This window comes from Vibrio sp. IB15 (assembly GCF_016406055.1).
Taxonomy (GTDB): domain Bacteria; phylum Pseudomonadota; class Gammaproteobacteria; order Enterobacterales; family Vibrionaceae; genus Vibrio; species Vibrio chagasii.
In genome coordinates, this window is the sequence record NZ_JAEFCE010000021.1 from 65,816 (window position 1) to 77,007 (window position 11,192).

The window sequence follows — 11,192 nt, forward strand, 5'->3', positions numbered from 1 at the left end:
GATGTTTATCATACTTTTATCAGTCTTTTTCTATGTATAAAACCACCCCAAAAGCATTTGGCCTATCGGTGTCTTTTTACTTATCGATAGTATTTGGCCTACTGGTAACCCAAAGCGTTTTCGCCGCTCCACCAAGCTCATTCTCCAAAGCAAAAAAAGAAGCCGTGAAGATTTACCTTGATCACCCGACTTCATTCTATTGTGGCTGTGACATTACTTGGAAAGACAAAAAGAAAGGCATTCCAGATCTTGCAGGCTGTGGTTATCAAGTGCGAAAGCAACAAAAACGGGCCAGTCGAATTGAGTGGGAACACGTGGTTCCCGCTTGGCAATTTGGCCACCAGCGACAATGCTGGCAAGGCGGTGGACGCAAGAACTGCACCCGCAATGACAAAATATTCAAATCCATGGAAGCCGACCTTCACAACTTAACGCCGGCGATTGGTGAGGTTAACGGAGATCGCTCCAACTACAATTTCAGTCAGTGGAATGGTATGGATGGAGTAAGCTATGGTCAGTGTGAAATGCAGGTCAACTTCAAGCAACGTAAGGTGATGCCGCCAGACAGAGCGAAAGGCTCTATCGCTCGAACTTATCTTTACATGAGCCAAGAATATGGTTTCAAGCTATCTAAACAGCAAACCAATCTGATGATGGCGTGGAACAAGCAGTTCCCTGTCGATGAGTGGGAATGTACTCGTGATGAGCGTATCTATGCCATCCAAGGGAATCACAACCCATTTGTTTATCCAGCTTGTAAATAGCACCACTCGCGTAACCCACATTCCTAGCCGTCTCAAACAAGAGTTTCAGAATTGCCCCTGAAACTCTTGCTCTACCCTTGTTTTTTCAACTGAAAGCATCCATGTTAGGCAGAGACAAAATACCCTAATGACACTATTTATAGGTTTACCAGCATGAGAATCCCTCGTATCCATCACCCAGAACTCATTCACCAGTTAGGTTCACTCGCTTTAGGCGAAGATGCCGCGGGTCATGTTGGTCGTGTCCTTCGTATGAAAGAAGGTCAAGAAGTTCTTCTTTTTGATGGCAGCGGCGCTGAATTTCCAGCGACAATCACTGAAGTATCAAAGAAGAGTGTCACTGTTGACGTGACTGAGCGTATCGAGCGCAGCAGTGAATCTCCATTAGACTTACACTTAGGACAAGTGATCTCACGTGGTGACAAAATGGAGTTTACTATCCAAAAGTCGGTAGAGCTTGGTGTAAACACCATCACTCCTCTGATTTCAGAACGCTGTGGCGTTAAACTAGATGCTAAACGCTTCGAGAAAAAGCTCGCTCAGTGGCAGAAAATTGCGATCGCAGCATGTGAGCAGTGCGGTCGAAATACAGTTCCAGTGATTCGCCCTATCATGCAACTTGAAGAGTGGTGTAGTGAACCGAGTGAAGCATTAAAGCTGAACTTACATCCTCGTGCAAAATACTCAATTAATACCCTTCCAGAACCTATCAGTAAGGTACGCCTATTGATCGGCCCTGAAGGTGGCTTGTCGGCTGAAGAAATCGGCATGACAGAACAATACAAATTTGAAGAGACGCTACTCGGCCCACGTGTACTTCGTACCGAAACAGCAGCTCTAACCGCAATTACTGCCTTACAAGTCCGTTTTGGCGATCTAGGCTAGGAGAAAAAAATGATCAAACTTGGCATCGTAATGGATCCAATTTCATCCATTAACATCAAAAAAGACTCTAGCTTTGCCATGATGCTTGAAGCTCAGCGTCGTGGTTACGAAATCCATTACATGGAAATGAATGATCTACACTTAGATCAAGGCGTAGCGATTGCAGACACTAAGGTCGTTGAGCTCAAAGAAGATCCAAATGGTTGGTATGAATTCAAGTCAGAACAGACTATCGCGCTATCTGATTTAGATGCTGTACTGATGCGTAAAGATCCTCCGTTTGATACTGAGTACATCTACGCAACCTACATTCTTGAGCGTGCTGAAGAGAATGGCGCACTGATCGTAAACAAACCGCAAAGCCTACGTGACTGTAACGAGAAGCTGTTCACAGCATGGTTCCCTGAACTAACACCAACCACCATCGTGACTCGCAAAGCGGAGAAAATTAAAGAATTCCGCGAGAAGCATGGCGACGTAATCCTTAAACCACTTGATGGTATGGGTGGTGCATCTATCTTCCGTGTGAAAGAAGGCGATCCAAACGTATCAGTGATCATAGAAACACTGACTAACCACGGTCAAAACTACGCGATGGCACAGACTTTCGTTCCTGACATCAGCAACGGTGATAAGCGTATTCTTGTAGTTGACGGTGAGCCAATGCCTTACTGCCTAGCTCGAATCCCTGCTAAAGGCGAAACTCGAGGTAACCTTGCAGCTGGCGGTACTGGTGAAGCACGTCATCTAAGTGACACAGATTGGGCGATCGCAAGAGCGGTTGCTCCTGCACTAAAAGAAAAAGGTCTAATCTTCGTTGGCCTAGACGTCATCGGTGATAAGCTAACTGAAATCAACGTAACGAGCCCTACATGTATCCGCGAAATCGAAGCCGCTTTCGATATCTCGGTAACGGGCAAATTAATGGATGCAATTGAGCGTCGCGTTAATGCAAAATAACCTAAGCTAAAAGAAAGCCCTAGCGCTTCACACATACGTCTTAGGGATAGAATGAGCGGCTTTACGCCGCTCTTTTCCTTTATTGGGAACACACTGGCAGGAGGCTCTATGAACCTAACGAACCACTTTTTGGTCGCTATGCCCGGGATGAAAGATCCGTACTTTCAAAACTCGGTAATCTACCTCTGTGAACACAACGAGGAAGGTGCGATGGGGTTAATGATTAACGCTCCCATCGATGTCACTGTCGGTAGTATGCTCAAACAAGTTGAGGTTGAATCTGAACAACCAAAACCGAATCAAGCCAGCCTTGATAAGCCGGTATTAAACGGTGGACCGGTTGCTGAAGACCGTGGGTTTATTTTGCACAAGCCCAAAGGCAGCTATCAATCCAGCATCAATATGACTGACCAAATCTCAGTAACAACCTCAAAAGATATCTTGATGGTGTTGGGCACAGAAGATGAGCCGATGAATTATTTAGTCGCACTTGGGTATGCAGGATGGGAACCGGGACAACTGGAAACCGAACTGACCGAGAACTCATGGTTAACCGTTGAGGCCGACCCTAAAGTCATCTTCGATACGCCAATTTCAGATCGCTGGAAAGTTGCGGTACAAATGTTAGGTATTAATGCCGCTCAGCTTTCAGCAGACGCTGGTCACGCCTAGCTCAAATCAGCTAAATAAAATAAACAGACACTCTCAAACACAGATAAATTTGGAAACCCCATGTCACGAACAATTATGGCATTTGATTACGGTACAAAAAGTATCGGCAGCGCGATTGGACAAGAAATCACTGGCACAGCGAGCCCTTTAAAAGCGTTTAAAGCTAAAGACGGTATCCCGAACTGGGACGATATCGAAAAACAGATTAAAGAGTGGCAACCAAATCTTATCGTCGTCGGGCTACCCACGGATCTTCACGGTCGTGATCTAGAGACCATCACACCAAGAGCAAAGAAATTTGCTAACCGCTTAAAAGGTCGTTTTGGTGTTGATGTTGAGTTGCATGACGAAAGATTATCGACCGCAGAAGCAAGAGCCGACCTCTTTGACATGGGTGGCTACAAAGCATTAAGTAAAGGAAATGTTGATAACCAGTCCGCAGTTGTCATTCTCGAAAGCTGGTTTGAAGCACAATATTCTTAACGAAAATTAAGTGAGCAAAAAGCAACCCGATTTGTGATCCCCACGAATTTCTCGCCGTAAAGACGATGCAATTCATCAATAGGTAAGTGGGAGTTCACATGAAAATTTTTCTAGCAATCTTCGCCGCTCTAACCATTTCTGCGTGCAGCTCCACAGGGTCTAGTAGCGCTAGTTACATGAATGATGGCAAAACCAATTCAGGATTCAATAGTGGCAATATGTACTACGACGACAGTCGAAGAAGTCATGGCTCGTTGAACAGCAACTAGAACAACAATGGTAAGCCAGATCTCTCCGTCAAAAGAGCTCTGGCTTTTTATTTTTTAATCTAACCCATATCAATTTTCACGCCAGATAATGCTCCAGTTCCATAGTCATCATCACCTCGTCTGGTTTTTAGCATCAAACGTAAGTCATTAGCCGAATCGGCACTATGAAACGCATCTTCTTCGCTAATCTTTCCCGCTACAACTAAATCAAACAAAGCTTGGTCAAAGGTCTGCATGCCGACTTCTTTTGATTTTGCCATTGTTGCTTTTAGCTCGTGCAATTCACCGCGACGAATCAAGTCAGACACTCGTGGGCTGTTGAGTAGAATTTCAAATACACCATGACGCCCGCTGCCATTCTTATCTCGAATTAACTGCTGAGCAATCACACCACGCAGATTCATCGACAGATCAAACAGGAACTGTTCTTTCTGTTCTTTAGGCACCAAATGAAGAATACGCTCTAACGCTTGGTTGGCATTATTCGCGTGCAAAGTTGCCATACACAAGTGACCCGTCTCAGCAAAGGTCATCGCATATTCCATGGTTTCGCGGCTACGGATTTCGCCAATCAAAATCATATCTGGCGCTTGGCGCAACGAGTTTTTAAGGGCGACTTCATAGCTCTCGGTGTCGAGCCCTACCTCACGCTGAGTAACTATGCATTTCTTATGTTCGTGGACGAATTCTATCGGGTCTTCAACCGTCAAGATATGCCCAGAACGATTGGTATTGCGGTAGCCTGTCATCGCCGCCATCGAGGTCGATTTACCAGAACCCGTAGCCCCAACCACCAGCACAAGCCCACGCTTAGCAATTGAGAGGTCTTGTAATACATCAGGAAGCTTTAATTGCTCAAAGGTTGGGATGTTCGTCTCGATGTGTCGAATCACTGCTCCAGGTAGCTCTCGCTGAAAGAACGCACTAACACGAAAGCGACCAAAATCACGTACAATGGCAAAGTTAGCCTCACGCGTTTGCTGATATTCATCACGTCGTTCTTGATCCATCATCGCATCAAGTAATTGAGCGACCTGAGCCGAATTCAGTTTCTCGCCTTGCGGTCGCAGCTCACCATCGACACGGAACAAGACTGGCGCATCAACCGTGATGTAAAGATCGGACGCTTTTTGAGAAAGCATTCCCTCAAGGATTTGATTCAATTCCATTATGTACACCTTGATTAGAACATTGAGGTTTCAATTTCGATCTTTTTCTCGACCTCTTCCGAGTCAACCAAACCTTGGGCCATCAGCTGCTTCGCATTCTGCTCCATGGTTTGCATGCCATGTGCTGCGCCTGTTTGAATGATTGAATACATCTGAGCGACTTTATCTTCACGAATCAAGTTTCTGATCGCCGGTGTCGCCATCATGATTTCATGACAAGCCACACGACCACCACCGACACGCTTTAATAGTTTCTGGGCAATCACCGAGCGTAATGATTCAGACAACATTGAACGCACCATGTCTTTGTCGCTCCCCGGGAATACATCGATAATACGGTCAATCGTTTTTGCCGCAGAACTGGTATGTAAGGTACCAAAAACCAAGTGACCAGTTTCTGCAGCCGTGAGCGCTAAACTAATGGTTTCTTGGTCACGAAGTTCACCAACAAGGATAACGTCAGGGTCTTCACGTAACGCACTGCGCAGCGCCGCTTTAAAGCTATGAGTATCACGATGAACCTCACGCTGGTTCACTAGGCACTTATTGTTGGTGTGAACAAATTCAATCGGGTCTTCTATGGTGAGAATATGCTTATTGTGGTTACGGTTAACGTAATCCACCATCGCCGCAAGAGTAGTCGATTTACCAGAACCTGTTGGGCCTGTAACTAACACTAGACCCTTTTCGAAATTAGCAATCTTTTCAAAGATATCAGGAGCGCCTAACTGCTCTAACGTTGGTATCTCGACAGGGATAGTTCGAAAGACAGCTGAGCAGCCACGGGCTTGGTTAAAAGCGTTAACACGGAAACGACCGACATTGGGTAATTCAAAAGAGAAGTCGACTTCCAGTTTTTCCTCGAACTCACCGCGCTGCGAGTCGCTCATGATCTCAAAAACCAAACGGTGCACATCAGCATGACTCAAAGCTGGTATTCCAAGCTTCCTTACTTCACCATCTATACGTACCATTGGAGATACACCCGCAGAAAGATGTAGATCTGACGCGTTATGCTTTACACTAAAATCTAGTAACTCAGTGATATCCATTTATTTTCCCTTAAGTAAAGTCAGCTATGAGTAGTATTCAACAAAATATCGAACAAATCACCTCACAGATTCGTAGTGCTGAGCAAAAGTGCGGACGAGCTCCAGAGTCCGTGCAACTTTTAGCCGTCAGCAAAACTAAACCGATTGATGCGATTCTAGAAGCCGCACTCGGAGGCCAAATTGCCTTTGGTGAAAACTATGTTCAAGAAGGTGTCGATAAAGTAAAACACTTTTCAGAACAACATTCTAACCTAAATTTGGAATGGCACTTTATTGGTCCAATCCAGTCAAATAAAACTCGCCCTATCGCAGAAAGCTTCGCATGGGTACACTCCATCGATCGTGATAAGATCGCTCAGAGACTGAATGACCAACGTCCAAGCGAGCTTCCACCTTTGCAAGTGTTAATTCAAGTAAACACCAGTGGTGAAGCGTCCAAGTCTGGCACATCTGAAGAGTCAGTTTTTGCACTGGCAGAGTTGATTTCCTCACTGCCCAACCTCACTTTAAGAGGGTTGATGTCGATTCCTGCAAACGTCTCTGACTATCAATCACAGCTTAACGCTTTCTCTCAACTGGCAGAGCTAAAAGATAAGCTAGCTGCAAAATATCCTGATATTGATACCCTTTCGATGGGCATGAGTGGTGATATGGACGCAGCAGTAGAGGCTGGCAGCACCATGGTTCGCATTGGAACCGCGATTTTTGGTGCTCGTGATTACGCGAAATAGCGACACCTAACAACCAAAAAAGTATAAGTATTGATACCGCTCCGCTTTCACCGCGTAGCGACACGCTCAGGATTTGATATATGGAACATAAGAACATCGCCTTTATCGGGGCGGGAAACATGGTTCGCTCAATTGTAGCGGGCTTAGTAGCGAGTGGTTACCCAGCGCAAAAGATTACGGCGACAGCGCCTTCTGACACGAGAAGAGTGCCGTTAGAGCAAGAATACGGCATCAATACCACCAGCGATAATATTGCCGCAGCTGAGCAAGCAGACGTTGTTGTATTATCGGTGAAACCGCAAATGATGGCCGATGTATGTAAACCCTTACAAAGCATCGACTTTAGCAACAAACTGGTAATCTCAATTGCCGCAGGTATTAATGCGAATCGACTCAATGAGATGTTAGACTGCCAACTGAACCTGGTTCGTGTAATGCCAAACACGCCATCACAGCTTGGGAAAGGCATGAGTGGGCTTTATGCTGATTCAACCGTTAGCCAAGCAGATAAAGATTTCGCATCACAGCTAATGCAAGCTGTAGGTGAAGTGAGCTGGGTAGAACAAGAATCTGGTATCAACAACATTATTGCAGCGGCAGGCAGCGCCCCGGCTTACTTCTTCCTGTTTATGGAAGCGATGCAAGCGGAAGCAGTCAATCAAGGTTTCGACCAAGAGACGGCCCGCAAGCTAGTGCAGCAATCGGCATTAGGCGCGGCAGAGATGGTGGTCGCGAATCCAGATACAGAATTATCTACACTGCGTGAGCAAGTGACTTCAAAAGGTGGTACTACCGCCGAAGCACTGCGCACGTTTAATGAACATCAACTATCAGACATCGTAGCCAAAGCCATGCAAGCGGCAGTTGCTCGAGCTGAAGAGATGGAAAAACTGTTTTAGTACCAATCAAGGTACAAAAGCCTTGCGTCGCTCATGTGATATCTAAGCGGCAAGTAAATCCGAAAAAGGAAACAATATGAACTCGATGAGCTTTCTGATCTCGACCGTTTTTGATCTTTACATCATGGTTGTGATCTTGCGTATCTGGCTACAAGCATCACGTGCAGATTTCTACAATCCGTTCTCACAATTCATCGTAAAAGCGACACAACCAGTAGTAGCTCCACTACGCCGAGTTATTCCGTCGATCGGCAGCCTAGATCTGGCAACGGTTGTTTTCGCTTATGTGCTATGTGTACTCAAGTTCGTCGCTCTCAACTTAATTATCTCTGGCGGCGCGGCTGTGTTCGACATCAGCTTCCTAATCTTTGGCGGACTATCTCTGATTAAAGCGGCGGGTGGTTTGATTTTCTGGGTACTACTAATCCGTGCAATCCTAAGCTGGGTTAGTCAAGGTCGCAGCCCAATCGAGTATGTGTTCCATCAACTGACTGAGCCAATGCTAATGCCTATCCGCCGCATCCTACCGGATATGGGTGGCTTCGACTTAAGCGTTCTGGTTCTGTTCATTGTTCTTCAGTTTGCGAACTTCCTAATGGGTGACATGATTGGTCCTATTTGGTATCAGCTATAATTCAAGTACGAACATCAGGTACTTTGACGATGCCAAAAGCGGTTTGGGTCGAGGGAGACGATATTCTTCTTAGACTCTATATCCAACCCAAAGCAAGCCGAGACAAAATTGTTGGCTTGCATGGTGAGGAACTCAAAATTGCCATCACCGCTCCCCCGGTAGATGGCAAAGCCAATGCCCACTTAGCGAAATACCTTGCGAAACAATTTAAGGTAGCTAAAGGGCAAATTAAAATTGAAAAGGGAGAGCTCGGCCGGCACAAACAAGTTCGAATATGCTCGCCAGGCCAAACCCCCACTGAAGTCAAAGCCATCCTATGATGGCTTTTTGCTATTTATTGGAGTCATTATGCGTCTATGGATTACAGCACTACTTACCGCTCTTATTGCCCTACCAAGCTCGGCAGGACAATTTAAAAACATTAAGGATGTCGAGGTTCACTACTCAGCTTTTAACTCAACATTTTTAACGGCTCAAGTCGCTAAGCAATATAAACTTAAGCGAAATGGCTACTCAGCGATTCTGAACATCAGCGTGCTAGACAAAGCTTCCCTTGGCAAACCAGCAACAACCGCTAAAATCACGGGAACAGCCAAGAACCTTGTGGGCAATACTCGCACACTTAACTTCCGCGAGATAAAGGAAGGTGATGCGATTTATTACCTAGCTGAGTTCCCTGTAACACACGAAGAAAACATCACTTTTGATATTGATGTTAACGCAGGTTTGAAAGGCACAGGCCCACTGCGATTCACACAAAAATTCTATATAGAAGAGTAGGTTCAGCCTTCACTTTTCTGTTCACCAACTTATTAGAGCAACATCCCCATGAGTAAGATTGTTTTAGCCACAGGCAACCAAGGTAAAGTTCGCGAGATGGCAGGTATTCTGTCTGAGTTTGGTTTTGACGTTGTCGCACAAAGTGAGTTTAACGTTTCAGAAGTCGCTGAGACAGGAACAACTTTCATTGAAAATGCCATCATCAAAGCTCGCCATGCTGCCAAAGAGACAGGGCTGCCAGCCATTGCTGACGACTCCGGTTTAGAGGTTGATTTCCTTAAGGGCGCGCCAGGTATCTACTCTGCACGTTACTCAGGTGAAGGTGCTACCGATAAGCAGAACATCGAAAAGCTGCTTGATGCCATGCAAGGTGTTGAGGTAGCAAAGCGTACTGCTCGTTTCCACTGTGTATTGGTGCTAATGCGTCACGAAAATGATCCAACACCATTGGTGTGTCATGGTAAGTGGGAAGGACAAATTCTGACTGAAGAACACGGCGAAAATGGCTTTGGCTACGATCCTGTATTCTTTGTTCCAGAAGAGAACTGTGCATCTGCCGAGCTTGAACCTTCACGCAAAAAACAGCTTTCACACCGTGGTAAGGCCCTAGCGTCACTATTCGAAGCACTAAAAGAGCAAGCTCTGTAATGCACAACACAGCACTCGTTCCACCAGCTCTTAGCCTTTATGTACACATCCCGTGGTGTGTGCAAAAGTGTCCATATTGTGATTTCAACTCACACGCTCTGAAAGCCGAAATCCCTGAAAAAGAGTACATCGATGCGCTACTTGAGGATCTCGATACTGATATCGAGAAGTACCAACTCAATGGTGCACCTCGTCCTCTGCATTCGATCTTTATTGGAGGGGGAACTCCAAGCCTGTTCTCTCCAGAAGGTATCGGTCGACTGCTTCAAGGTATTGAGCAACGCACCCCATTCAAACCTGAAATTGAAATCACCATGGAAGCCAACCCGGGCACCATTGAAGCTGAGCGTTTCGCTGGTTACCAAAAAGCAGGGATTACTCGTATCTCGGTTGGTGTACAAAGCTTTGAGCAAGAAAAGCTAGAAAGACTGGGCCGTATCCATGGTCAAGATGAAGCGGTCAACGCTGCTCACCTTGCACATAAAATCGGTCTAAACAGCTTTAACCTCGATCTTATGCATGGCTTGCCGGATCAAAGTATCGATCAAGCATTGGCTGATCTAGACAAAGCCATCGAGTTAGATCCCCCGCATTTATCTTGGTACCAGCTAACAATAGAACCTAACACCATGTTCTATTACAAAACGCCAGCTCTACCTGATGACGATGATCTCTGGAATATCTTCGAATTAGGCCACAAAAAGCTCGCTGATGCAGGGTATGTGCAATACGAAATCTCAGGCTACAGCAAGCCGGGCTACCAGTGTCAACACAACCTCAACTACTGGCGCTTCGGTGACTACTTGGGTATTGGCTGCGGCTCTCATGGCAAGCTGAGTTTTGCTGATGGACGAATCATTCGAACAACTAAGGTTAAACACCCTAGAGGCTATTTGGCGGCTTACCAGAATATGGTGAAGCCTTATATTTCGGATGAATTTGAAGTAGCAAACGAAGATCGCCCTTTCGAATTTTTCATGAACCGTTTCAGGCTGATGGAAGCATGCCCTAAGCAAGATTTCATTGATACGACAGGACTTGGTTTGGACGCTGTTCAGCCAACAATTGAGTGGGCAAAAGAGCTAGGTTATTTGAACGAAACTGATACTCACTGGCAAATCACAGAAAAAGGGAAACTTTTCCTCAACGATTTGCTGGAAGCCTTCATGGCCGAAGAAGACGAATAGTTTGAGATTCGAGATTCGAGATTCGAGATTCGAGATTCGAGATTCGAGATTCGAGATTC

At 45.7% G+C, this 11,192-nt stretch carries 15 protein-coding genes; 13 read left to right on the forward strand and 2 right to left on the reverse strand.

Annotated elements, in window-relative coordinates:
- Positions 1–32: 32 nt before the first annotated feature.
- The 6 genes from JC606_RS10255 to JC606_RS10280 all read left to right on the forward strand — a co-directional run bounded on the left by JC606_RS10255 (position 33) and on the right by JC606_RS10280 (position 4,033).
- Positions 33–764, forward strand: a complete 732-nt coding sequence (locus JC606_RS10255) for an endonuclease (RefSeq protein ID WP_102424752.1) — start codon at positions 33–35, stop codon at positions 762–764.
- Between the two features lie 153 nt (positions 765–917).
- Positions 918–1,649 (forward strand): 16S rRNA (uracil(1498)-N(3))-methyltransferase, encoded by a 732-nt coding sequence (rsmE, locus tag JC606_RS10260; RefSeq protein WP_137408535.1) that lies wholly within the window; start codon positions 918–920, stop codon positions 1,647–1,649.
- Positions 1,650–1,658: 9 nt separating this feature from the next.
- Entirely contained in the window at positions 1,659–2,609 is a 951-nt protein-coding gene (gene gshB / locus JC606_RS10265) for a glutathione synthase (protein WP_198778536.1), read from the forward strand.
- A 108-nt stretch (positions 2,610–2,717) separates the two neighbouring features.
- Positions 2,718–3,281, forward strand: coding sequence for a YqgE/AlgH family protein (locus tag JC606_RS10270; protein WP_102424749.1), 564 nt, complete (start codon positions 2,718–2,720; stop codon positions 3,279–3,281).
- Positions 3,282–3,341: 60 nt separating this feature from the next.
- The gene (gene ruvX / locus JC606_RS10275; RefSeq protein ID WP_004738973.1) at positions 3,342–3,764 is read left to right on the forward strand and encodes a Holliday junction resolvase RuvX; all 423 of its coding nucleotides are present in this window, start codon (positions 3,342–3,344) and stop codon (positions 3,762–3,764) included.
- 98 nt (positions 3,765–3,862) lie between these two features.
- Complete coding sequence (locus JC606_RS10280) at positions 3,863–4,033, forward strand: hypothetical protein (protein WP_155647308.1); 171 nt, start codon at positions 3,863–3,865, stop codon at positions 4,031–4,033.
- A gap of 59 nt (positions 4,034–4,092) precedes the next feature.
- On the opposite strand, the gene JC606_RS10285 is transcribed toward JC606_RS10280, so the two are convergent.
- Positions 4,093–5,202 (reverse strand): PilT/PilU family type 4a pilus ATPase, encoded by a 1,110-nt coding sequence (locus tag JC606_RS10285; protein WP_137408534.1) that lies wholly within the window; start codon positions 5,200–5,202, stop codon positions 4,093–4,095.
- Positions 5,203–5,216: 14 nt separating this feature from the next.
- Complete coding sequence (locus JC606_RS10290) at positions 5,217–6,254, reverse strand: type IV pilus twitching motility protein PilT (protein WP_061032415.1); 1,038 nt, start codon at positions 6,252–6,254, stop codon at positions 5,217–5,219.
- Between the two features lie 26 nt (positions 6,255–6,280).
- Between JC606_RS10290 and JC606_RS10295 the strand changes: the two genes are divergently transcribed.
- The 7 genes from JC606_RS10295 to hemW all read left to right on the forward strand — a co-directional run bounded on the left by JC606_RS10295 (position 6,281) and on the right by hemW (position 11,133).
- A complete protein-coding gene (locus tag JC606_RS10295; RefSeq protein WP_061032414.1) occupies positions 6,281–6,985 on the forward strand; it encodes a YggS family pyridoxal phosphate-dependent enzyme in 705 nt (234 codons plus the stop codon).
- 80 nt (positions 6,986–7,065) lie between these two features.
- Positions 7,066–7,884, forward strand: a complete 819-nt coding sequence (proC, locus tag JC606_RS10300) for a pyrroline-5-carboxylate reductase (protein ID WP_198778537.1) — start codon at positions 7,066–7,068, stop codon at positions 7,882–7,884.
- A gap of 76 nt (positions 7,885–7,960) precedes the next feature.
- A complete protein-coding gene (locus JC606_RS10305) occupies positions 7,961–8,518 on the forward strand; it encodes a YggT family protein (protein WP_017069592.1) in 558 nt (185 codons plus the stop codon).
- A 29-nt stretch (positions 8,519–8,547) separates the two neighbouring features.
- Positions 8,548–8,838, forward strand: a complete 291-nt coding sequence (gene yggU, locus JC606_RS10310) for a DUF167 family protein YggU (RefSeq protein WP_198778538.1) — start codon at positions 8,548–8,550, stop codon at positions 8,836–8,838.
- Between the two features lie 28 nt (positions 8,839–8,866).
- The gene (locus JC606_RS10315) at positions 8,867–9,298 is read left to right on the forward strand and encodes a DUF4426 domain-containing protein (RefSeq protein ID WP_137408531.1); all 432 of its coding nucleotides are present in this window, start codon (positions 8,867–8,869) and stop codon (positions 9,296–9,298) included.
- Between the two features lie 48 nt (positions 9,299–9,346).
- On the forward strand, positions 9,347–9,946 hold the full coding sequence (locus JC606_RS10320; RefSeq protein ID WP_198778539.1) for an XTP/dITP diphosphatase: 600 nt from the start codon (positions 9,347–9,349) through the stop codon (positions 9,944–9,946).
- Positions 9,946–11,133 (forward strand): radical SAM family heme chaperone HemW, encoded by a 1,188-nt coding sequence (hemW, locus tag JC606_RS10325; protein ID WP_137408529.1) that lies wholly within the window; start codon positions 9,946–9,948, stop codon positions 11,131–11,133. Before JC606_RS10320 ends, hemW begins: the two co-directional genes overlap by 1 nt.
- Positions 11,134–11,192 lie beyond the last annotated feature (59 nt).

Bases quoted from the DNA above. Each gene is read 5' to 3' on its own strand.
- hemW (WP_137408529.1), top strand. From the start codon at position 9,946: ATGCACAACACAGCACTCGTTCCACCAGCTCTTAGCCTTTATGTACAC.
- JC606_RS10290 (WP_061032415.1), bottom strand. From the start codon at position 6,254: ATGGATATCACTGAGTTACTAGATTTTAGTGTAAAGCATAACGCGTCA.
- JC606_RS10315 (WP_137408531.1), top strand. From the start codon at position 8,867: ATGCGTCTATGGATTACAGCACTACTTACCGCTCTTATTGCCCTACCA.
- JC606_RS10295 (WP_061032414.1), top strand. From the start codon at position 6,281: ATGAGTAGTATTCAACAAAATATCGAACAAATCACCTCACAGATTCGT.
- JC606_RS10270 (WP_102424749.1), top strand. From the start codon at position 2,718: ATGAACCTAACGAACCACTTTTTGGTCGCTATGCCCGGGATGAAAGAT.
- proC (WP_198778537.1), top strand. From the start codon at position 7,066: ATGGAACATAAGAACATCGCCTTTATCGGGGCGGGAAACATGGTTCGC.
- JC606_RS10255 (WP_102424752.1), top strand. From the start codon at position 33: ATGTATAAAACCACCCCAAAAGCATTTGGCCTATCGGTGTCTTTTTAC.
- yggU (WP_198778538.1), top strand. From the start codon at position 8,548: ATGCCAAAAGCGGTTTGGGTCGAGGGAGACGATATTCTTCTTAGACTC.
- rsmE (WP_137408535.1), top strand. From the start codon at position 918: ATGAGAATCCCTCGTATCCATCACCCAGAACTCATTCACCAGTTAGGT.
- JC606_RS10305 (WP_017069592.1), top strand. From the start codon at position 7,961: ATGAACTCGATGAGCTTTCTGATCTCGACCGTTTTTGATCTTTACATC.
- ruvX (WP_004738973.1), top strand. From the start codon at position 3,342: ATGTCACGAACAATTATGGCATTTGATTACGGTACAAAAAGTATCGGC.
- JC606_RS10285 (WP_137408534.1), bottom strand. From the start codon at position 5,202: ATGGAATTGAATCAAATCCTTGAGGGAATGCTTTCTCAAAAAGCGTCC.
- JC606_RS10280 (WP_155647308.1), top strand. From the start codon at position 3,863: ATGAAAATTTTTCTAGCAATCTTCGCCGCTCTAACCATTTCTGCGTGC.
- JC606_RS10320 (WP_198778539.1), top strand. From the start codon at position 9,347: ATGAGTAAGATTGTTTTAGCCACAGGCAACCAAGGTAAAGTTCGCGAG.
- gshB (WP_198778536.1), top strand. From the start codon at position 1,659: ATGATCAAACTTGGCATCGTAATGGATCCAATTTCATCCATTAACATC.